Origin of the sequence: Bradyrhizobium sp. RDI18 (assembly GCF_043203335.1) — a bacterium.
Lineage (GTDB): Bacteria > Pseudomonadota > Alphaproteobacteria > Rhizobiales > Xanthobacteraceae > Bradyrhizobium > Bradyrhizobium retamae.
In genome coordinates, this window is sequence record NZ_JBICRN010000008.1 from 222,014 (window position 1) to 241,389 (window position 19,376).

The following is a 19,376-nucleotide window of genomic DNA, read 5'->3' on the forward strand; positions in this document are numbered from 1 at the left end:
CGCCGGGGACGATCGAGTGTGACTAGGGCTTATGAGCTTGCTCACGTCAGATCATCCCCTTATGTAGCCAATCGCTCGTGTCGTGGAATTTCATTGCGTGCTTTCGAACCTGCTGAAGCGCAAGGACTTGTATGACTACTTCAGCCGTTCGGCTTTCGAGAAAGCGCACGTCTATCAAGCGCAAGGGCGCGTCAAGGGCCTGGAAGTCAGCGAAGACCTGACGCACCTTCGTGCCAAGGTGCGTGGAAGCGGATCGAACGAATATCGCGTCGATATTCAACTTGAATTCAGTGACGATCGGCTCACGGACCTCGACGGCGAATGTAGCTGTCCGATGTCCTTCAACTGCAAGCATGTGGCAGCAACCCTGCTCGAAGCCACCAGTGGGAAGCCGTTATCGGTCGGCTCCACGGCGACCGAGCAAGGTGCGGCACACCTGCCGCCCGTGCTAGGCTACGAAGTCAATAGCTGGCTTGAGAATGTCGGCAACGCGGTGCGCGGCGACGATTATCCCGCCGAACTGAACCAGCGGCTGCTTTATCGTCTGTATCCCGCCCACGAGGCGGGACAGACCCCACTTCTCGCCGTATCGCTGCTCTCCGTAAGGGTGCTGAAAGGCGGCGAATTCGGCGGCAACTACTCCCAACCCAACGTGACCGATTTTGCGCCCGAGCGCGCACCGAAATATTACCGCGACAGCGACATCGATATCCTAAGTCAAGTTTCGGCCACGTCCCGGGCTTACTACGGCAAGCGGCCGCTTTCGGGCGAGCTATTGCAGCGGATCGTCGCGACGGGCCGCGCCTATTGGCTCGACCATAAGCGACAGCCGCTGCGGTGGGGAGACAAGCGCGAAGGTCGGATCGAATGGCGCCAGGCCAGCAAGCGCGGTGTTGCTCCCTGCCTGCTGGTGCCAGGAACGGTCGCGCTCAATGCCGAGCCACCGGTCTACGTGGATGAGTCCGCTGGGACCATCGGACCGGTAGAACTGAGCTTGCCGCCACGGCTTGCCCGCCAGGTATTGTCGGCGCCGGAGATTCCGCGCGCCCAGGTCATGGAAGTATCGCGTCGTCTCAGCCAACGTCTGCCGGAACGCCATCACGACCTGTTGCCGGCGCCGCCTGCGGCCGCGGTGCAGATCGACGAGCAACCGGTCCCGGTGTTGCGCCTGCAACGGGGGCGGACGAACGAGATGTCGTTCTACTACCGCGACCCGCGGGCAAACAGCGGCCCGGTCGCAGTCGCTCATCTCGGCTTCCGCTACGGCCCGATCGAGATCGACCTATCGGAACGGGCGAGCCGCGTCGAAGCATTTCATGCCGGACAGGTCTACGCGATCAAGCGCCGTCAGCCGAAGGAGAAGGAGGCGCGCAGACGGCTGACCGATCTCGGTTTCGTCGAGGCGAGGGCGAAGCTTCCCTTTCTCGAACCCCGCCATGCCCGTGACCTGACGCTCGACGAGCCCTATGACTGGCTCGATTTTCTCAACTTCGAGGCGGCTGAACTGCGGGCGCAGGGTTTCGAGATCCATATCGACGATGACTTTCCCCATCGGCTGGCGGAATCGGGCGACTTCGATGCAGAACTGGAATCCAGCGGCATCGACTGGTTCGAACTGGCGCTCGGAATCGAAATTGACGGTGAGCGGCGCGATCTTGCGCCGATGCTGGCTGCGCTGGTGTCCACGCCCAACTTCACTCCCGATCTGATCAAACAGCTCGCCGAAAGCGGCGATCATTTCTATCTGCCGCTTGCCGACGGTCGCTATGTTTCGTTGGCCGCCGATCGCTTCCTTCCGCTGATATTGGCGCTGCATGGTCTGAACCTGAGCGGGATTTCCCCAGACGGTTTGGGGAAGTTGAAGCTGTCACGTGCAGACGTCGTGCCGCTGCTCGGGGTCGAGAACGACAAGTTCGCCTTCCGCGGCGCTGACAATCTTCGTCGTCTCGCCAGTCTGGTTCAAGCCCATGGCTTGAGCGATCCGCGCCTGCCGGAGAGCTTTCGCGCTGGACTACGGCCCTACCAGGCGCAAGGCGTGGCCTGGCTCGATCTGCTCCGTGAAAGCGATCTCGGCGGCGTGCTCGCCGACGATATGGGGCTGGGCAAGACCGTGCAGATCCTGGCCCTTCTTGCGCTGGAAAAGGCGCGCGGGCATATCACACAACCGGCGCTGATCGTCGCACCGACCAGCCTGATGACCAACTGGTTCAACGAAGCGCAGAAATTCGCGCCTGACCTGAAAGTCCTCGTGCTGCATGGTCCTGATCGCAAGCACAGTTTTGCGCGCATTCCCGAGCATGATGTGGTCCTGACCACCTATCCGCTGATCGCGCGCGACCGGGAGGTGCTGCTGTCACGCGATTGGCACATGGCGGTGCTGGACGAAGCGCAAACGATCAAGAATCCCGACGCTGCGACCACCCGATGGCTGCGCGACGTCAAGGCGCGACACCGCTTCTGTCTGACGGGGACGCCGATGGAAAATCATCTTGGCGAACTCTGGTCTATTATGAGTTTCGCCAATCCCGGCTTTCTCGGCGACAAGGCCGGCTTTTCCCGTCAGTGGCGCACACCGATCGAGAAGCGCGCCGACAAGGTCCGTGCGGCCGCGCTGGCCCGGCGGGTCAGGCCGTTTCTGCTGCGCCGGACCAAGACGGAGGTGGCGGCGGAGCTGCCTGCCAAGAGCGTAATCGTCGAGCGGATCGTCCTGGAGGGGAGCCAGCGCGATCTCTACGACGCGATCCGCCTATCGATGTCGGAAAAGGTTCGCAAGGCAATCCAGCAGCGCGGCCTGGCCAAAAGCCACATCGTCGTCCTTGAAGCGTTGCTGAGAATGCGGCAGGTCTGTTGCGATCCCTTGCTGCTGAAGCTCGACGACGGTGTCGAGCGGCCGTCGGCCAAGCTCGATCGCTTGATGGAAATGGTGCTGGAGTTGCTGAGCGAGGGCCGGAAGATCATCGTCTTCTCGCAATTTACCTCCATGCTCGATCTGGTTCGAAAGCGCCTGGACGCGGAACGCGTGCGCTATGGCGTGTTGACTGGCGAGACCAAGGACCGCAAGCGCGCGATCGACGGCTTTCAGAACGGGACGAACGACGTTTTCCTGGTCAGCCTGAAGGCCGGCGGCGTCGGCCTCAACCTGACGGCGGCGGATACCGTTATCATCTTTGACCCCTGGTGGAATCCCGCCGTCGAGGAACAGGCGATCGATCGTGCCCACCGCATCGGGCAGGACAAAGCGGTTTTCGTCTACCGGCTGGTGGCTGCCGGCACCGTCGAAGAGAAAATGGAAGAGCTCAAGGAACGGAAGCGTGCCTTGGTCGACAGCCTGTTCGATCGCGACGGACGGATCGCTTCAGCCCTCACGGAGGAGGACGTGCGGGCATTGTTCGAGGATTGAGGGCGTGGGCGGAAGGCTGGCGTGCATTCGCCTCGTCTCTATTGAGTCCGAAATCGATAGGGAGACGGTCGCGGAAGGCGCCGTCAGGGATTCCAGCCGCCGCTGCCGTACTCGCGGGTAATAACTTCAAAAAGATGCCCGTTCTTCTCCTTGAAGTAGACGCCACGCCCGCCGTCGTGGTGGTTGATCTTGCCCGGCTGCGTTTGTCCAGGGGTTGTGTCGTTCCATTGACGAAACGACAGCCCGTAGGGCGAAGGAGCAGAGGTCGCTACCTCCCATAAAGCCGCTCATCCCACCACACCGGCTCGGGCAGGGTGTGCGTGATGTTCTTGGCTTCCGGATGAGCCGGGTTGATCAGAAAGTTGCGCTCCAGCCGCGCCGGGATTGAGGGGACGATCAGGAGCGCCGAACGTTTCTCCTCGCACCATTTCTGGCCGAAGACCTTGCAGATGGTCTCGTTTCGCGAGTCCCAGCCGGGATGCGCCGCAGTTTGGAAAACTTCATACGACACGCCGTTTGGTATCTTGATCTCGATGAAGTGCTGGTTGGCGGGCATCACCAGATTGGCATGCACCAGCTTTTCGAGCATGGCGGTGGAATAGTGCTCGGATGCGTAGATCATCGGGCTGGTACGCGTATTCCACCGACCCGGGTAGAGGCGCGATCCCTCGGCATCGTACACGGGGTAGGCGCCGTCTGGGTCCCCGATGCGATAGCATGTCAGGACACGATCGCTCTTCGGCACGCCTAGACGCCGCCGCTATAGGCTGTACGCCCCAGCAGGTTGACGACGGCGTCCGCCCCGGGGCCGGTTGCCAAGGCCAGTTCGAGCGGGGTCTTGTCTTCAAGCATCGGGTGCGGCCGGTTGAGAAAATCGCGCACCTTGGCCTCGTCGCGAAACACTTCGAGGCCGAAGGCGAACACTTTTGCGACACGCGCGAGCCGGTCGCTCTCTTCGGTCGTGAGATGCTGCTTTTCCTTGCGGCGCCGTTCCAGCGTCGGCTTCGGCACCACGCGATAGGTGAAGTGACGGACGTCCTGCGGGGATACGCGGCCGGCGAATTTATCCAACGCCGATACCGGCAGGCCCTTCTCCACGGAACGGGCGAGGGTAAGCGTCGTCTCTGTGTTCTTCGGCCTGACGCCGAGCAGACCGGCCAGGATCGCGGCTAGATGGCTCACGGGAACCTCAAAATCAGATGAGACAAAAGTATGCCTCAGATGAGACATAGTCAAGGCCGATATCGCACGTGGTCAATCAGCGCGCGCAGCTTTGGCGGCAGATTTCGTCGGTCCGCGAAATAGAGAAAGAAGCCCTGAAAGGGCGGGCAATACTGCTCCAGCAGCGGCACCAGCTCGCCGCGCTCGATGTAGGGCCTGAACGTCTCCTCCATGCCGAACGTCAGGCCGCCGCCGGCGCAAGCGGTCCGTACCATGACCCACATGTCATTCGTCGTGATCCTGGGATTGACGGCAACGTCGAACTCGCGGCCGTCTTCTTCGAACTCCCAGCGATAGGGCGCCACGTCGGGCGCCGGACGCCAGCCGATGCAACAGTGCTGCGCAAGCTCGGTCGGGTGTGGGCGCGCCAAAGCGCGCCAGATACGACGGTGCAGCGACGACCATCTGGCGCTGGTCGCCCGAAACCGGCACCGCGATCATGTCCTGCTCGATCACCTCGCCAAGACGAACGCCGGCATCATAACCCTCGGCGACGATATCAAACTCCTCGTCGGTGACGGTGATGTCGATCTGCACGGCTGGATAGGCTTGCGTAAAACCCGCAAGCAGAGGCCCGCAGATGAAGCGCTCGGCGATCGAGGATACCGCGAGCCTTAGCTGTCCTGTCGGCTTGGCGTCGCGATCCCGCGCGGTGTCAAGGGCGAGCTCGACTTCGGCAATGGCTGGCGCGACGCGCTGGTGCAGTCGCACGCCGGCCTCGGTGAGGCTGACGCTGCGCGTTGTCCGCTGCACGAGCGCCACGCCCATCCGGTCTTCCATTCGCCGGATCGCCTGGCTCACCGCCGAACGCGTCACGCCCAGCCGTTCGGCAGCACTGCGAAAGCTTTTCGCTTCAGCGACCGCCAGGAAAACCGAAACGAGGTTCAGGTCTGTCGTCATTGGTTAGCCAATCTTACCAAGCCGGTCATGATTGAGCAAATTGTTTCACCGATAGCCTTGTCGTATGTGCGTCTCGACAGAAGTTGGAGGGCACCGACGATGACGTCTCTGGATCATTACCGTCTGCTGGGACGGTCCGGATTGCGGGTATCCCCAATCGCGCTCGGCACGATGACCTTTGGTCCGGACTGGGGCTGGGGCGCCGATGCGGGCGAGGCGCGTCGGATCTTCGATCTTTACGCCGATCGCGGTGGCAACTTCGTCGATACCGCCGTCAACTACACTGACGGTGCCTCCGAGCGCATCGTCGGCGAGTTCATCAAGGACAAGCGCGACCGTATCGTGCTCGCGACCAAATTCACCATGGCGCGCGAACCGGGCAACGCGAACTCGGGAGGCAACCACCGGCTCAATATGCTGCGCTCGGTGGAGCAGAGCCTGTGGCAGCTCAACACCGACCGCATTGACCTGTTCTACCTGCACGGCTGGGACATGACCACGCAGTGCGATGAGGTGATGCGCGGGCTCGACGATCTGGTGCGATCAGGCAAGATCCACTACATCGGCATCTGCAATGCGCCGGCCTGGCGTGTCTCCCAGATGCAGACGATCGCCGATCTCCGCGGCTGGTCACCTTTCGTGGCACTGCAGATCGAATACAGCCTGGTCGAGCGCACGGTCGAGCATGAACTCATTCCGATGGCAGAAGCGCTCGGCATGGGCGTGCTGCCCTGGTCGCCGCTCGGCGGTGGCGTGTTGACCGGCAAGTACGCGCGTTCGGATATTGCGGACTCGCGCGACGCAAGCATCTCGCCGACGCGCAAGGGCGTCATTGCGTCGTCCGGTCACCTCAATGAGCGGTCCATCGAAATCGCCGATGTGGTCCGTGCTGTGGCCGAGGAAGTCGGCGCGAGCGCGTCGCAGGTGGCGATCGCTTGAACGCTTGCGAACCCTGCCGTCACGTCGCCTGTCATGGGTGCGCGCACAGTTGCCCAGGCAGAGGACAATCTCGGTGCCCTCGGGGTCGTACTGTCGCCTGCGCATCTCGATCGCCTCAATCAGGCGAGTGCGCCCGACCCGATCTTTCCCATCCGCTTCGCGGGCCGTCCCGTGGTTCAGCAGCTCATCTTCGGCGGCGCGTCAGTCGCCCTGCGGAATTGAGAGAAGGAATTGCAGCAGCAAAGGAGATATTTATGAGAGCCTTGGCAACTCGCGCACTCGCATGGTGCCTGTGCGCCGCAATGTTCACCGCTTCCAGCCTGACCACGGCTGCCCCCTGTGGTCAGACGAGCACGGCGGAAGATGATAACAAGCGAGTGGTCACCGAAGCCTTTCATCGCTGGGCGGCGGGCGGAACGTCCTTCTTCAACGACTTGCTCGCCGAGAATGTCATCTGGAGGATCAAAGGATCGAGTCCAGGCGCCGGGGAGTTCAAGGGACGTGACGCCTTTCTGGAGCGAGCTATCCGCCCATTCGCGGCGAGATTGTCCAGGCCCGTCCTCCCAACAGCCGTGCGGATCTTTGCCGATGGCGATCATGTGATCGCTCACTGGGAGGGGAGTGGGGTCGCCCGCGACGGCAGGGGCTACAGCAACAGCTATGCCTGGATCTTCCGCATGCACGACGGAAAAGCAACTGATGTGACGGCCTATCTCGACCTCGCTCCGTACGAAGATGTCCTGCGGCGCATTCCCGCGCCTCAGCAGTAAGACGTCGGCCGATCATTTGGAGGAAAACGAGATGACCTGTCGTGCGCTGATCGTGGGATCCCTTTGTGTCCTCGGACTATCGGGGGCTGTCGCTTCCGGCGAGGCCGCACCAGCCAGCAAACCCGAACAGCAGTCCATGGAGAAAGCAATGACACAGCATCCCTATGTTGGCATGTGGGTGACCGATGGCGGCCACATTCGCCATGAGCTTCTTCCGAACGGCCGCTACGACGAAGCTCGCGGCACACGCAAGAGCGCCTATCAAGGGCGCTACGAGATCAAGGGCGATCACATCGACTATTGGGATGACACCGGCTTTACCGCTGACGGCAAGTTCGTCGACAACGATACCCTCCATCACGGCGGGATGATCTTTCGCCGCCAGTAGTATCGTTTGCCTCGAATGGAGTCGCCGCAGCTCTAAATCTTTCTCGGCAGCAATTGGTCGAGCGCGGGACCAAATCGCGCGCCTGTACGTTAGCCGGTGGACCCGGATATCGCCATGACCGCCATGTTTGTCAAAGGCTTTGCTGATCTCGACCGCGAGGTTGCGGTCGAGAGCCTTCCCGTCATCGGCACCGTACCGACGTGGCTGTCGGGCGCGTTGCTACGTACTGCGCCGGCGAAATTCGATCTCGGCAAGCAAACCGTGAACCACTGGTTCGACGGGCTCGCCATGCTGCACCGGTTTGCCTTCGTCGACGGCAAGGTCTCCTATGCGAACCGGTTCATCCGTTCGGCGAACTATCGGGAACAGCGGCGGTCCGGACGTTTGAGCCGCGGCGAGTTCGCGAGCGACCCCTGTCGGACGCTGTTCGGCAGAGTGCTCTCCAGATTTTTTCGATAAGCCGACCGACAATTGCAACGTCAGCGTCAACGCTCTTGGCGGATCGTTGGTGGCGCTCACCGAAACGACACTGCCGGTGCGGTTCGATTCCGAAACTCTGCAAACATTGGGACATTACGAATACGGCAAGCAGCTCGGCGGCCAGATCTCGATTGCTCATCCGCACCATGACGCCACCCGCCGCTGCCAGTTCAGCTATGTGGTGGAATTCGGCCGGCGAAGTCGATACCGGCTGTTTCGCGTGGCGGATGAAGACGGCGCTGAAACCACGATCGCCGATTTACCGGTGGATCGGCCCGCGTACATGCATAGTTTCGCGATGACCAGGCGCTATCTCGTCCTGGCGGAGTTTCCGCTGGTGGTCAGCCCTTTGCAGTTGCTCCTGAGCGGCGAACCGTTCATCAAGAACTATCGGTGGCAACCGGAGCGCGGACTGCGCTTCCAGGTCGTCGAGAAGGACAGTGGCCGACGGATCGCCACTGCGGAAGCCGAAGCAGTCTTCGCGTTTCATCATGTCAACGCTTATGAGCGGGGCGGCGAGCTCGTGCTCGACCTCGTCACTTACCCCGACGCCGGTATCATCGATCAGCTCTACCTCTCGCGTCTGCGCGCCGGCAAGCCGGTCGACGCGGTGGGCTCGCTCTCGCGTTATGTCGTTCCGCTCGGCACCGCAAATTGCGCCGCGCAGAAGCATCAGATCACCACCACGGCAATCGAGCTGCCTCGGGTCGACTATGGCAGGGTCGCTGGAGCGTCCTACCGTGTGGTCTGGGGCACGGGAAATCGACAGCCGGGGAATTTCCTCGACAGCCTTGTCCGGATCGACGTGGAGACGGGCGAGTGCGCTGTGTGGGCAGAATCCGGATGCTATCCGGGAGAGCCCGTGTTCGTCGCCGCCCCGGACGCTGGCAACGAAGCTGAGGGCGTGTTGCTTTCGGTCGTTCTGGACGGACGGAACGACAGGTCGTTTCTCCTTGTTCTCGATGCAACTCGCATGATCGAGATCGCTCGGGCGGAATGCCCCCATCAAATCCCTTTTGGCTTCCACGGCAATTTCTTCCCGACCAGCGATGGTGGATTGACCTTGCGAAATGCTCACCGCTGAGAAAGCTCAGGTCACGGATACAGGCGGCGGCCTGGCACATACTCCGATCGCGCGGTTCCTACCTATCGGCGGCAAGGGGTGCGAGTGCCTGCGTCAGCATGGCAATGAGGTTGCCAAATGCGGCGGTCTCATCAGGTGCGTGATCTGGATTCAATTCGGCTATGGTAAGCGCGCGCCAGTTCGGTGCAGTCAGGAGGATATCAAGTATGTTGCCAAGCTCCTCCAACTCGAGACCGGTGCCGCGCGCTCCGTAGCGGACGTTCTCGGCAATCGGAAACGACGTGAACGCAAGCACATCAATGTCGATATGAACGAGCAGACGATCAAACCGGCGTCCCCATGCCCTTGCTTGTTCGGCTGCAGACGCCGGGTCTGCTTTGATGTCAGCCAGAACAATGTGCCTAATGTCATTGCTGGCGATCGTTCTTGACTCGGGCGCTGTGACCTCATGAGCGCCGAATAGCAGCACCTCGGAGGGACGAAGCATTGGCCGTCGCGATGCGAGACCGCTCAGATCAGGAAGCGCGCCGGGCAGGTCAAGCATGTGGGCGATACCAGTCCAGTCAAGTGAACCTTCGGCGGTTTCTGGCACGTTGAGATCTGCGTCACCATCGATATAGATCAATCCAACCGAAGCGTTGTCGATCAGCGCGCCGGCAACGACGCCTAGCTCGATGGTGCAGTCACCTCCCAGGATGAGAACCGCCTCGCCATCCGCCATGGCGCGCGCGACGTGCTGGGAGACGGCTCTCGCGGCTTCACGCACGGCTCCCAGGTTCATCGAATTCGGATTGCCGGGATCCGGACGCCAACGAAAATAGGGAATGTCGCCCATATCGCGAACTTGCCATCCGACCCGCGCCAGGGCGGGAATCAATCCATGGCGCCGAAATGCTTCGGGGGCTTTCTCCTGCCCAGGGGCATATGCCCCGGCGCTTGTCGGGGCTCCAATAACGGTCAGGCGGTTGCTCGTAGCTCGCACGCTGCCTTCTCCGGACGGCTTGAGCTGGGGCGTAGCTTCATAAGCGGTAAGATATGGAAGCCCCGATGTATCAGCAGAACGAATCCACCTCGCTCGCAAAAAAGTGAGCTGCAGCGGTCCTCGGCGTGTCGGCTCCGGCCCATTCCGTTCGTCTTCCAGCCGAAGAGGCTGTCAGGAGATCAGGAATGACCAATTCGCACTATCGCTGGGTAATCGTCGCGGCCGGGGGCCTGCTTGGCTGTGTCGCGATCGGGGGCATGTTTTCGTTGCCGGTATTTTTGCAACCGATCGCGCGGGATACCGGCTGGTCGGTGACCGGCGTATCCAGCGCGATGACGATCGGCTTTCTCGCGATGGCCTTCACCAGCATGATCTGGGGCAACCTGTCCGACCGGCTGGGGCCGCTGCCGGTGGTGCTGACCGGTTCGGTCGTGCTCGCGGCAAGCCTGGGGCTGGCGAGCCTTGCGACCTCACTGGTCGTGTTTCAATTCGTCTTCGGGCTGATGGTCGGCGGCGCCACGGCTGCGATCTTCGCGCCGATGATGGCTTGCGTGACCGGTTGGTTCGATACCCATCGCAGCCTGGCAGTGTCGCTGGTCTCCGCCGGCATGGGGATGGCGCCGATGACGATGTCGCCGCTCGCCGCCTGGCTGGTCTCGAACCATGACTGGCGCACCTCGATGCAGATCGTGGCGCTCGTCGTCGCCGCGATCATGATCCCGGTTTCGTTGCTGGTGCGCCGCGCGCCGGCGCTCGAGAGCGGGGAGTCCGCGCCATCGAGCGCGCCGGCGGAACCGGAGATGACGCTGGCGCAGGCGCTGCGCTCGCCGCAATTCATCATCCTGCTGCTGACGAATTTCTTCTGTTGCGCCACCCATTCGGGCCCGATCATCCATACCGTGAGCTACGCCATCAGTTGCGGCATCCCGATGATCGCCGCCGTCACCATCTACAGCATCGAGGGCCTGGCGGGGATGGGCGGCCGTATCGCCTTCGGCCTGCTCGGCGATCGTTTTGGTGCCAAGCGCGTGCTCGTCTTTGGCTTGCTGGCGCAGGCGTTCGGCGCACTCGGTTATGTCTTCGTGCGCGATCTCGCCGCGTTCTATGCGGTCGCCGCGCTGTTCGGCTTCCTCTATGCCGGCACCATGCCGCTCTATGCCGTGCTCGTGCGCGAAAACTTCCCGCTGCGGATGATGGGCACCGTAATCGGCGGCACCGCGATGGCCGGCAGCCTCGGCATGGCGACCGGACCACTGGCCGGCGGTTTGATCTACGACACGTTTGCCAGTTACGCCTGGCTCTATATCGGCTCGTGGATCATGGGACTCGGTGCGTTCCTGATCATGATGACGTTTCGGCCGATGATGGTGGCACGGCCCGTGCCGGTCCCGGCGTAGAGGCAGGGCAGGGCGGAATAGCGGTGCATATTCCGCCCAATCTATCTTCAGCCGCGCGCGAGCTTCTCGAAACGCTTGATCAACCGCTCACGCTTCAGGCGGGATAGTCGCTGGATCCAGAACAAGCCATTGAGCTGATCGATCTCATGCTGGTGGCAGACGGCGCGGAGCCCATCGGATTCCTCGGTGTGTGCATTGCCGTCGACGTCGTGATAGCTGATCCGAACGCGCGCATGACGCCGAATTTCGTCGTTAACTCCGGGCATCGAGACGCTGCCTTCCTGATGCATGATCATTTCAGGCGAGGCCCAGATGATCTCGGGATTGATATAGGTGCGCGCGCCATTGATGGGGTCGAGGTCGAGCACCACGACCCGCAGGAAGACGCCGACATGCGGCGCGGTGATGCCGATGCCGGGCGCGGCATGCATCGTCTCGAGCAGGTCTCTGGCCAGGTCGCGCAGCGCGTCGTCGAACACGGTCACCGGCTGCGCCGGGACCGCAAGGCGAGGGTCGGGATATCTGACAATCGGACGGATGGTCATGATTTGTTGCTGAATCAGGATGCCTGACTACCACGGTTCACGCATACGCAATCCAGCCGCGCCAAGTAAAGGCGGCGTAGAACAACTCCACGTCCCGGAACCCGGCCTCACGCAGAATTTGCGCATCCTGCTCTGGACTGAGCACGGGCAAGCGCGCCTCGACCGCCGCACGCGCCGTGTTGGCCTGGTTCGGATCGGCGCCGGAGGCGATGGCATAGGCGGCATAGCGCGATAGCCATCGCGTCCGCTCGCTGTCCTGCTGCGGAAAACTGGAATGGGCGACCACAAACGGCGCTCCGGATCTGAGACGGTGGTGGATTTCCCTGGCCGTCCGCCGCCGTTCGTTGACATCGAGGAAATGCAGCGTGAGCAGACAGATGGCGGCATCGAACGGTCCATCGGGCGCATCGTCGATATAGCCCTGCTGCAACTGCACGCGCGCATTGAAGGACCCCAGCGTCTGCTCCGCCAGCTTCAGCATCTCGGAGGCGGGATCAACGCCAACGAATTGCCAGCGCGGCTCTGCCTCCGCCAACGCCTTCAATTCCAGGCCGCCACCCGCGCCGACGACCAGTACCCGTGCGTCTTGCTTAGCCTGTTCCGCCAGCAGGATGCGGGTCATGCGGTGAAGGTCCGCAAACCCGGGCACGAAGCGCGGCGGTCCATCCGCATATCGCCTGACCGCCTCTGGATCAGAGAAGTGAGCCAACATGGCGTTGGCGACCGCGTCATGATGCATGGGCGATCTCCAGACGATGACGGTTGCGCCGATCGCCGAGGCGCTTCCGAAAATCGGTGCTCAACATCGCAAGCGTCACGGCACTCAGGTGGGACAGCAACAGCGCCTCCGCCTCGTCGAACGCCCGGTCGAGCGCGGCATTCACGGCCTGCTCGACAAGACAGCCGGGTGCTTCCGTTCTGTTCCCGATGGCGAACAGCGAAGGCTGGCCGAGCGCCTGATAGACATCCCGCAGCGATATCGTCGCGAGATCGCGCGCGAGAGTCCATCCGCCGCCATGGCCTTTTTTCCGATCGCACATAGCCCCGATCGCGCAGTCCGGACATGATCCGCCGGATCACAACGGGATTGGTGTCCATGGCCCGTGCGAGCGCTTCGGAAGTCACCGGCTCCTTCCGCTCGGCCATGTGCAGCAGCACGTGAAGAACGCCTGATAGTCTGCTGTCTCGTTTCATGTAACAACTGATATTGCATGACGGCCGGCAGGTCAAGTCACGGGTTGCCACGTCGCCACAGGCTGCAGCCCCACGCCCACGCTGTTTGGCAGTTGAATCAGAAGTCGCGGCATCGCACGCGCGGTCGCGTTCAGCCGAACGTAAAGGTGTACGCGCTCAGGCCGGGCTTGGGCGCTTTCAGCCGCAATACGTGCTCGCCACCCGGGCCGGCGTAGAGGGGATAAAGCCTGCTTCCATCGACGGTGACTGGCGGCTGGGGCGTTCCGTCGACAGTCACGGACAATGTCTGCGGCGACATACTGCCAGCGACCAGATTGACCTTGGGCGCGTTGAAGCGAAGCAGGATTTCGTCGCCGTCTGCCGAGGAGGTGGCACGATCGCCCGTCACGTTCCAGAGGCCGGAGAGGGCGAACCGGTTCGGCGGCACGTTGTCCGGCAGCGTGTAGGCCCGTTCGCCGCGCGTTGCGTCTTGCGACTCGACGATGGCGCCATCGTTCTTCTCGGAACCGAAATACAATTCGGGCGTCGCGACGGCGCTCAAATCCGGATCGGTTGTTTGCGTAGCAGGCATGGCTTCGCCGACAAGACGCGCGATGGCGTTTTCCATCTGCTGATAGCCGCCTTCGCCGAACTGCGTCGCAACGATCGTTCCGGACCTGTCGATCAGATACGCGGCTGGCCAGTACTGATTTCCGAAGGCGCGCCAGGTGCGATACTGATTGTCTTGCGCCACAGGATAATGAATGCCCAGGCGCTTGACGGCGGTCTCGACGTTCGCGCGTTCCTTCTCGAAGGCGAATTCAGGCGTGTGCACGCCGACCACGACAAGGCCTTTGTCCTTGTACTGCTCATGCCACTTGGTGACGTAGGGCAGCGTGCGAAGGCAGTTGATGCAGGAGTAGGTCCAGAACTGAACCAGCACGGCCTTGCCGCGGAGGCTCTCCACCGTCAGCGGCGGCGAATTCAGCCAGGCGGAAATCCCGGAAAACTCCGGTGCGGGCCGAGAGTTCTGCTGCGTGGTTTCGTTGCTGAGCAGGGCGGAAGGGCCAAACTGCGCAATGGCAAGAACGGCGACGAAAACGAGGACGATCAGGCTGAGAAGCTTGCGCATTGTCATAATCCCAGTTGAAGATTCGGATAGAGCACCGAAAACCAGACAGCGACGATGCTGTCGTATTGCGTGTAGAAGGCCAGCGCGACGAGGAGCACCGCCGCACCAAATGTTCGCTGCAAGGCGACAGTGTAGGGCGCAAGCCTACGCACTTGCGTGGTCGCGTATTGTCCGCCGTAGGCGATCAGCAAAATCGGAATGCCGGCTCCGACAGCGTAGATGACAAGCAGCAGCGCGGCGCGGGCCAGGTTTTCCGATGTTGCGATCAGTGTGAGAATGGAGCCGAGCACCGGCCCGGCGCACGGCGTCCAGAGCACGCCGAGCGCCAGTCCAACAACGAGGCCCCCTGCATTCCCTGATCCGGCGCGCGCCACGATGTTGTCGGCGAACGAGAGCAGGCCGTGAAACCTCGTCATGAGCCGCTCGTATGGCTGCGGCCACAACAGCAATACGCCGAAGCTGCCGAGCAGGATGACGGAGACAGTCCGCAGCGTGTCGTGCGACAAGCCAAGCACGGTCGAGAAGGAGCCGAACAGGATCGCGAAGCCGGAGAAGGCGATGATGAATCCGGCCGCCAGAAAGAGCGGCCGCCACCGGTCCTGCCGGCCGATGGAGGCGCCCAGCAAGACCGGAAGCAGTGGCAGGATGCAGGGGGCCGCCGCCGTCAGGAGGCCAGCCGCAAATGCCAACGCAATCTCGATCATGTCGGGCTCTCCTCGTAGATGCAGACTGCTACGGTCACTTCAGCAATGTGAGGAGGGGCTTGCCCTTCTCGACGATGTAGGTGGCGAGCTCGCTGCCGGTGACGCTGCCGGGATTCCTGGCCGAATGGGGTGTGCCGGCTGGAATGAACAGGACGTCCCCGGCCTTGAGTGTGACCGGCGGTTTGTCCCCGACCTGATACTCGAGCTGGCCCTCGAGGACATAGATGATCTCTTCGCCGGGATGCGTGTGCTTGCCGAACGCCACGCCGGGGGCGAGATCGACGCGGACCTGAATGGCCTCGCGTCCCTGTGCACTGAGATCGTGCCGCTGCAGATCGGTTCGGGTAACTCCGTTCTGCTGCGCCTGCGCGCCAAGCGGCGCCAGAACGGCTCCGGCAACAATCGCCGCCATCGCCATGAGTTGCATCTTATTCATCCTGGTCATGTTGGTCTCCTTTGTTTTGGACATTCATCGAACTTGCGTGCAATGATCGCGAAGCCTGCTCATGGCGCCTGCTGCTGGCCGCTCTGTTCGCGGACGATGTATTCGGCGTACCAGTCCGGCCAGTTCTCATCGTGCTGGCCCCCGTTGCGCTTCTCGTATTCGCCATGGGCAGCCGCCGCACGGCGCAGTGCGCTCGCGAGATCAGCCGACGAATTGAAGGCCGTCGCGCTGGCGTCGACGCGCCCGGGCAATCGCGCGGTGACTTCCTGCAGCAGCCAGCCATTGCCATCGGGATCGCTGAACGAGGCATAGGAGCGGTAGCTGCCACGTTCCGGATCCGGGCCGCTCAACCGGACCCGGCCGAACAGATAGGGCTCGTCCGAGCCGACATGCACGTTGCCGCCGGCGTGAAAGGCTTCACTGATCGCAACACCGCGGCTGAGCAACTCGTTGCGAGCGGCCTCGATATCCGAAACGATCAGATAGAGGCCCTGCGCGGAGCCGGGCGCGGCAGGGGTGACGTTCTTGCCGAAGATGACCGAGGCGTTGGAGCCGGGCGGCGTGAACTGGATTACGCGGTAATCGTCAGGGCCGGCGAAATCGGCGTCGAGCCGCCAGCCGAGCTTTGCATAAAACTGCTTGGCGCGTTCAACGTCGGAAACCGGGATGACGATGACTTCGAGCTTCAGGTCGACCGCCGAAGCGGCCTTGGTCTCAGTGGAAGTGATGCTGGTGCGTTCCTTGAGGTCTGACATGGTTCTCTCCTTGATGTTGTGGTGGCGGGAATGTTTCCGCGTCACCGCGGTTAGATAGCGTACGATAAGATCGTATGCGATATAAAACGTCTCGGGCGCAAAGTGTCAACCCTTCCGATTTAATCGGATGCGATATATATGGGTGCGAGACTTCACATCTTCGTGTCGGAAAGGACGATCTCCATGAAACTGAACGACAGGCCGCGGACCGGTTCCAGGGACAATTCGAGAGATAATTCAAAGGCCAGCCAGAAGCCGAAGCCGGCCGCAGGCGAGCGGCGGCTTGGCGACTTCCTGTGTTTTGCGATCTATTCGGCCAACCTTGCCTTCGGGCGGGCCTACAAGAAGGGCCTCGATGAACTCGGCCTGACCTACCCGCAATGGATCGCGATCGTTGCGTTGTGGGAGCAGGACGGCCAGACCGTCAGTGAGCTTGGCGAGAAGATGTTCCTGGAGTCCAACACGCTGACGCCGATCCTGAAAAAGCTGGAGCAGATGGGCTATCTGCGTCGCCAGCGTGATCCCGCGGACGAGCGGCAGGTGCGCGTCAGCCTGACCGAGGCTGGCCGCCGGCTGCGCGAGAAGGGCATGCACATGAATCTCGTGGCCTCTACCGGACTGAAGCCCGACGAGTTCGCGCGGCTGCAGGAAAACGTCGTCAAGCTCCGCGATAATCTTATCGAGGCGACGGCAGAGAAAGCGGAATGATGCGCGCAGGCGCTTCGATGCGATCGGACTGCAGCGGCGCGTGAAGGTGAGGGGAGGATGAGCATGGTCTCACATGAAGGCACGCTTGCCGGACGTGTCGCCATGGTGGCGGGCGCGACGCGCGGCGCCGGCCGCGGCATTGCCGCCGCGCTGGGAGAGGCGGGTGCCACGGTGATCTGCACGGGGCGGAGCAGCGCCCGCGCCGATGCTCCAACGCGATCCGATTATAACCGGCCGGAGACGATTGAGGAGACGGCCGAACTCGTGACCAGCCTCGGCGGCAAAGGCGTCGCCATCGCCGTTGATCATCTCGAACCTTTGCAGGTCGCGGCGCTGGCCGAGCGTATCCGCGCCGAGCATGGCCACATCGACGTGCTGGTGAACGACATCTGGGGCGCCGAACGGCTGAAGGGCGGGCCCGCCGAATGGAATACGCCGATCTGGAAGCTCGACCTGCAAAAGGGATTGCGGATTCTGCGGCTCGGCATCGAGACGCATCTGGTGACATCGCACTATCTGCTGCCGCTGCTGGTCGCGAAAGCAGGCGGCCTGCTCGTCGAAGTCACCGACGGTACCGCCGACTACAATGCGCAGCATTACCGGATCTCGGTGTTCTACGACCTCGTCAAGCAGAGCGTGAACCGTCTCGCCTACTCGCAAGGCCACGAACTCGCGCCGCACGGCGCCACGGCAGTGGCGATCACGCCGGGATGGCTGCGCTCCGAAATGATGCTGGAGAATTTCGGCGTCACCGAAACGACCTGGCGCGAGGCGCTGGCGGAGCGGGGAGGCGGCAGGCACCAGGCGCCGCCCGATTTCGCGCTGTCGGAATCGCCGCGTTATGTCGGCCGCGCCGTGGCTGCGCTCGCCGCCGATCCCGATCGCGGCAGGTGGAATCAGAAATCGGTCAGCTCCGGTGAACTCGCCCGTCACTATGGCTTTACGGATATCGACGGCTCGCGACCGGACATCTGGCGCTACACCGCCGAGGTCCGGGAGGGCGGCAAGGTGGCCGACGTCAGTGATTACCGCTAAAGTTGTCGTGCCATTGAGTGAGAACGAAGGTAGTCCGATGTCCGTTCACGACAGCGCTAGCCATCCCCTCGATTATCCAATCTGGACGGCGCTCACGACCACGCATCAGGCGCTCGCCGAAGGCGATGCCCGCGCGCGGCGATATCCGACCGAGATCACGCCCTTCGCAGCGATGGCGGACATGTCGCCTGAAAGCTTTGCAGCGCTCGCCGGGCTGATGTCGCCGCAGGACATCGCCGTCCTGTTCACGCCGGATCCCGTGAAACCGCCTGCCGGATTCAGAATTGCGCTGGCGGACACCGGCGAACAGATGATTGTTGCAACGCCGGTTGAAACACCAGCCAATGGCGTCGATATCGTCACGCTCGGCGTCGACGACGTTCCCGCGATGATCGAACTGACCGCGCTCACCAAGCCGGGACCGTTCAGCATGCGGACCCATGAGCTCGGCACATTTCTCGGCATCCGCGTCGACGGCCAGCTTGTCGCGATGGCCGGCGAGCGGATGAAGCCGGCTCAATACACCGAGATCACCGCCGTCTGCGTGCATCCATCCCATCGCGGCCGCGGCTACGGACAGATGCTGCTATCCGCCATCTCGCACCAGATTGTATCGCGTGGCGAAATTCCGTTCTTGCACGTCTTCACCAACAATCACTCGGCCATCGCGCTCTACCGGCGGCAGGGGATGGAAATCCGGCGCCGTCTTCACGTGACGGTGTTGAAGAAACAGGACTGATCGCCCAGCGATGGACGCCTTGACCGACGCCATTCTTACGCGTCGCGTGTGCCACTCGGTCCGCGGTCCGGTCAGGATCCTGGCCGGCGGCTACCTTGGTCAGCCTGTCGAGATAATGCGCCCAACCCTTGGAATGGCTGTCGCGGGTTGCCTCGGTGGGCAGGCCGCTGTGCGTCATGCGCAACAGCGTGCCGCCGTCCCGTTCGATCAGATCGATCTCGATCAGGCCCGATCCCGGCGGCACTTCCTCGTTGCCTTCCCAGCCAAAGCTGTAGGCGAGACGGTGAACCGGCACGACCTCGCGGAATGCGCCGCGCGCCGTGGAGCTGCCGACGCCTTTCAGGAGGTACATGCCGCCCGGATGCATCTCCGTCACTGCCTCGCTGCCCATCCATTGCACGATCTTCTCAGGGTCCGTCAGGAAGGCGAACACGCTGGCGCGGGGTGCGGCGATGTGGGTCTCGCGCCGGAGCACAAACGATTCAGTCATCGAAAGCCTCGTGGGTCGTTGGCAGGACACACGCTGATGCAACCAGCGAGTGCCTAAGGTAAGCGCCGTGGGTGACAATGCAACGTCGC

Annotated in this window: 20 protein-coding genes and 3 pseudogenes; 11 read left to right on the forward strand and 12 right to left on the reverse strand. The window is 62.4% G+C overall.

Features of this window, described 5'->3' with window-relative positions; genetic code table 11:
• Positions 1 to 97: 97 nt before the first annotated feature.
• Entirely contained in the window at positions 98 to 3,400 is a 3,303-nt protein-coding gene (locus ACFXS9_RS09675) for an SNF2-related protein (RefSeq protein ID WP_392687997.1), read from the forward strand.
• 268 nt (positions 3,401 to 3,668) lie between these two features.
• On the opposite strand, the gene ACFXS9_RS09680 is transcribed toward ACFXS9_RS09675, so the two are convergent.
• The 3 genes and pseudogenes from ACFXS9_RS09680 to ACFXS9_RS09690 form a co-directional block, all read right to left on the reverse strand.
• Positions 3,669 to 4,145, reverse strand: a complete 477-nt coding sequence (locus ACFXS9_RS09680; protein ID WP_392687999.1) for an RES family NAD+ phosphorylase — start codon at positions 4,143 to 4,145, stop codon at positions 3,669 to 3,671.
• A gap of 2 nt (positions 4,146 to 4,147) precedes the next feature.
• Positions 4,148 to 4,582, reverse strand: a complete 435-nt coding sequence (locus tag ACFXS9_RS09685; protein ID WP_028346575.1) for an antitoxin Xre/MbcA/ParS toxin-binding domain-containing protein — start codon at positions 4,580 to 4,582, stop codon at positions 4,148 to 4,150.
• Between the two features lie 50 nt (positions 4,583 to 4,632).
• Positions 4,633 to 5,521: pseudogene (locus ACFXS9_RS09690) on the reverse strand (LysR family transcriptional regulator).
• Between the two features lie 99 nt (positions 5,522 to 5,620).
• Between ACFXS9_RS09690 and ACFXS9_RS09695 the strand changes: the two are divergent.
• From ACFXS9_RS09695 to ACFXS9_RS09720, 6 genes are all read left to right on the forward strand, one after another.
• Complete coding sequence (locus ACFXS9_RS09695; RefSeq protein ID WP_392688003.1) at positions 5,621 to 6,460, forward strand: aldo/keto reductase; 840 nt, start codon at positions 5,621 to 5,623, stop codon at positions 6,458 to 6,460.
• Between the two features lie 33 nt (positions 6,461 to 6,493).
• The gene (locus ACFXS9_RS09700) at positions 6,494 to 6,682 is read left to right on the forward strand and encodes a hypothetical protein (protein WP_392688006.1); all 189 of its coding nucleotides are present in this window, start codon (positions 6,494 to 6,496) and stop codon (positions 6,680 to 6,682) included.
• A 32-nt stretch (positions 6,683 to 6,714) separates the two neighbouring features.
• Positions 6,715 to 7,230 carry a nuclear transport factor 2 family protein gene (locus ACFXS9_RS09705; protein WP_392688009.1) on the forward strand — a complete coding sequence of 172 codons (516 nt, stop codon included), beginning with the start codon at positions 6,715 to 6,717 and terminating at the stop codon, positions 7,228 to 7,230.
• A gap of 31 nt (positions 7,231 to 7,261) precedes the next feature.
• Positions 7,262 to 7,618 carry an Atu4866 domain-containing protein gene (locus ACFXS9_RS09710; RefSeq protein ID WP_392688011.1) on the forward strand — a complete coding sequence of 119 codons (357 nt, stop codon included), beginning with the start codon at positions 7,262 to 7,264 and terminating at the stop codon, positions 7,616 to 7,618.
• 114 nt (positions 7,619 to 7,732) lie between these two features.
• Complete coding sequence (locus ACFXS9_RS09715; RefSeq protein ID WP_392688014.1) at positions 7,733 to 8,077, forward strand: carotenoid oxygenase family protein; 345 nt, start codon at positions 7,733 to 7,735, stop codon at positions 8,075 to 8,077.
• A gap of 46 nt (positions 8,078 to 8,123) precedes the next feature.
• Positions 8,124 to 9,182 (forward strand): carotenoid oxygenase family protein, encoded by a 1,059-nt coding sequence (locus ACFXS9_RS09720; RefSeq protein ID WP_392688017.1) that lies wholly within the window; start codon positions 8,124 to 8,126, stop codon positions 9,180 to 9,182.
• Between the two features lie 58 nt (positions 9,183 to 9,240).
• On the opposite strand, the gene ACFXS9_RS09725 is transcribed toward ACFXS9_RS09720, so the two are convergent.
• On the reverse strand, positions 9,241 to 10,164 hold the full coding sequence (locus tag ACFXS9_RS09725; RefSeq protein ID WP_392688019.1) for an arginase family protein: 924 nt from the start codon (positions 10,162 to 10,164) through the stop codon (positions 9,241 to 9,243).
• Between the two features lie 185 nt (positions 10,165 to 10,349).
• Here ACFXS9_RS09725 and ACFXS9_RS09730 point away from each other — a divergent pair, with 185 nt between their 5' ends.
• Entirely contained in the window at positions 10,350 to 11,561 is a 1,212-nt protein-coding gene (locus ACFXS9_RS09730) for an MFS transporter (protein WP_392688022.1), read from the forward strand.
• A gap of 47 nt (positions 11,562 to 11,608) precedes the next feature.
• Here ACFXS9_RS09730 and ACFXS9_RS09735 read toward each other — a convergent pair whose 3' ends face one another.
• The 7 genes and pseudogenes from ACFXS9_RS09735 to ACFXS9_RS09765 form a co-directional block, all read right to left on the reverse strand.
• Positions 11,609 to 12,106, reverse strand: a complete 498-nt coding sequence (locus ACFXS9_RS09735; RefSeq protein ID WP_392688025.1) for a peptide deformylase — start codon at positions 12,104 to 12,106, stop codon at positions 11,609 to 11,611.
• A gap of 37 nt (positions 12,107 to 12,143) precedes the next feature.
• Positions 12,144 to 12,845, reverse strand: coding sequence for a class I SAM-dependent methyltransferase (locus ACFXS9_RS09740; protein WP_392688028.1), 702 nt, complete (start codon positions 12,843 to 12,845; stop codon positions 12,144 to 12,146).
• Positions 12,835 to 13,300: pseudogene (locus ACFXS9_RS09745) on the reverse strand (Rrf2 family transcriptional regulator). Before ACFXS9_RS09745 ends, ACFXS9_RS09740 begins: the two are co-directional and overlap by 11 nt.
• Before the next feature lie 130 nt (positions 13,301 to 13,430).
• The gene (locus tag ACFXS9_RS09750) at positions 13,431 to 14,411 is read right to left on the reverse strand and encodes a thioredoxin family protein (RefSeq protein WP_392688031.1); all 981 of its coding nucleotides are present in this window, start codon (positions 14,409 to 14,411) and stop codon (positions 13,431 to 13,433) included.
• A 2-nt stretch (positions 14,412 to 14,413) separates the two neighbouring features.
• Positions 14,414 to 15,115 (reverse strand): cytochrome c biogenesis CcdA family protein, encoded by a 702-nt coding sequence (locus ACFXS9_RS09755; RefSeq protein WP_392688034.1) that lies wholly within the window; start codon positions 15,113 to 15,115, stop codon positions 14,414 to 14,416.
• A 34-nt stretch (positions 15,116 to 15,149) separates the two neighbouring features.
• Positions 15,150 to 15,551, reverse strand: coding sequence for a cupin domain-containing protein (locus tag ACFXS9_RS09760; protein WP_392699702.1), 402 nt, complete (start codon positions 15,549 to 15,551; stop codon positions 15,150 to 15,152).
• A 68-nt stretch (positions 15,552 to 15,619) separates the two neighbouring features.
• Positions 15,620 to 16,315, reverse strand: coding sequence for a VOC family protein (locus ACFXS9_RS09765; RefSeq protein ID WP_392688037.1), 696 nt, complete (start codon positions 16,313 to 16,315; stop codon positions 15,620 to 15,622).
• 183 nt (positions 16,316 to 16,498) lie between these two features.
• Between ACFXS9_RS09765 and ACFXS9_RS09770 the strand changes: the two genes are divergently transcribed.
• The 3 genes from ACFXS9_RS09770 to ACFXS9_RS09780 all read left to right on the forward strand — a co-directional run bounded on the left by ACFXS9_RS09770 (position 16,499) and on the right by ACFXS9_RS09780 (position 18,797).
• On the forward strand, positions 16,499 to 17,023 hold the full coding sequence (locus ACFXS9_RS09770; protein ID WP_392688039.1) for a MarR family winged helix-turn-helix transcriptional regulator: 525 nt from the start codon (positions 16,499 to 16,501) through the stop codon (positions 17,021 to 17,023).
• A gap of 63 nt (positions 17,024 to 17,086) precedes the next feature.
• Positions 17,087 to 18,058 (forward strand): SDR family oxidoreductase, encoded by a 972-nt coding sequence (locus tag ACFXS9_RS09775; protein WP_392688042.1) that lies wholly within the window; start codon positions 17,087 to 17,089, stop codon positions 18,056 to 18,058.
• 37 nt (positions 18,059 to 18,095) lie between these two features.
• On the forward strand, positions 18,096 to 18,797 hold the full coding sequence (locus ACFXS9_RS09780; RefSeq protein ID WP_392688045.1) for a GNAT family N-acetyltransferase: 702 nt from the start codon (positions 18,096 to 18,098) through the stop codon (positions 18,795 to 18,797).
• Between the two features lie 35 nt (positions 18,798 to 18,832).
• On the opposite strand, the pseudogene ACFXS9_RS09785 reads toward ACFXS9_RS09780, so the two are convergent.
• Positions 18,833 to 19,287, reverse strand: a pseudogene (locus ACFXS9_RS09785) (SRPBCC family protein).
• Positions 19,288 to 19,376: the final 89 nt, after the last annotated feature.

Excerpts from the sequence above, each read along its gene's own strand:
- ACFXS9_RS09695 (WP_392688003.1), top strand. The coding sequence starts at position 5,621 with ATGACGTCTCTGGATCATTACCGTCTGCTGGGACGGTCCGGATTGCGG.
- ACFXS9_RS09700 (WP_392688006.1), top strand. The coding sequence starts at position 6,494 with ATGGGTGCGCGCACAGTTGCCCAGGCAGAGGACAATCTCGGTGCCCTC.
- ACFXS9_RS09705 (WP_392688009.1), top strand. The coding sequence starts at position 6,715 with ATGAGAGCCTTGGCAACTCGCGCACTCGCATGGTGCCTGTGCGCCGCA.
- ACFXS9_RS09710 (WP_392688011.1), top strand. The coding sequence starts at position 7,262 with ATGACCTGTCGTGCGCTGATCGTGGGATCCCTTTGTGTCCTCGGACTA.
- ACFXS9_RS09715 (WP_392688014.1), top strand. The coding sequence starts at position 7,733 with ATGACCGCCATGTTTGTCAAAGGCTTTGCTGATCTCGACCGCGAGGTT.
- ACFXS9_RS09730 (WP_392688022.1), top strand. The coding sequence starts at position 10,350 with ATGACCAATTCGCACTATCGCTGGGTAATCGTCGCGGCCGGGGGCCTG.
- ACFXS9_RS09735 (WP_392688025.1), bottom strand. The coding sequence starts at position 12,106 with ATGACCATCCGTCCGATTGTCAGATATCCCGACCCTCGCCTTGCGGTC.
- ACFXS9_RS09740 (WP_392688028.1), bottom strand. The coding sequence starts at position 12,845 with ATGCATCATGACGCGGTCGCCAACGCCATGTTGGCTCACTTCTCTGAT.
- ACFXS9_RS09750 (WP_392688031.1), bottom strand. The coding sequence starts at position 14,411 with ATGCGCAAGCTTCTCAGCCTGATCGTCCTCGTTTTCGTCGCCGTTCTT.
- ACFXS9_RS09755 (WP_392688034.1), bottom strand. The coding sequence starts at position 15,115 with ATGATCGAGATTGCGTTGGCATTTGCGGCTGGCCTCCTGACGGCGGCG.
- ACFXS9_RS09760 (WP_392699702.1), bottom strand. The coding sequence starts at position 15,551 with ATGAATAAGATGCAACTCATGGCGATGGCGGCGATTGTTGCCGGAGCC.
- ACFXS9_RS09765 (WP_392688037.1), bottom strand. The coding sequence starts at position 16,315 with ATGTCAGACCTCAAGGAACGCACCAGCATCACTTCCACTGAGACCAAG.
- ACFXS9_RS09770 (WP_392688039.1), top strand. The coding sequence starts at position 16,499 with ATGAAACTGAACGACAGGCCGCGGACCGGTTCCAGGGACAATTCGAGA.
- ACFXS9_RS09775 (WP_392688042.1), top strand. The coding sequence starts at position 17,087 with ATGGTCTCACATGAAGGCACGCTTGCCGGACGTGTCGCCATGGTGGCG.
- ACFXS9_RS09780 (WP_392688045.1), top strand. The coding sequence starts at position 18,096 with ATGTCCGTTCACGACAGCGCTAGCCATCCCCTCGATTATCCAATCTGG.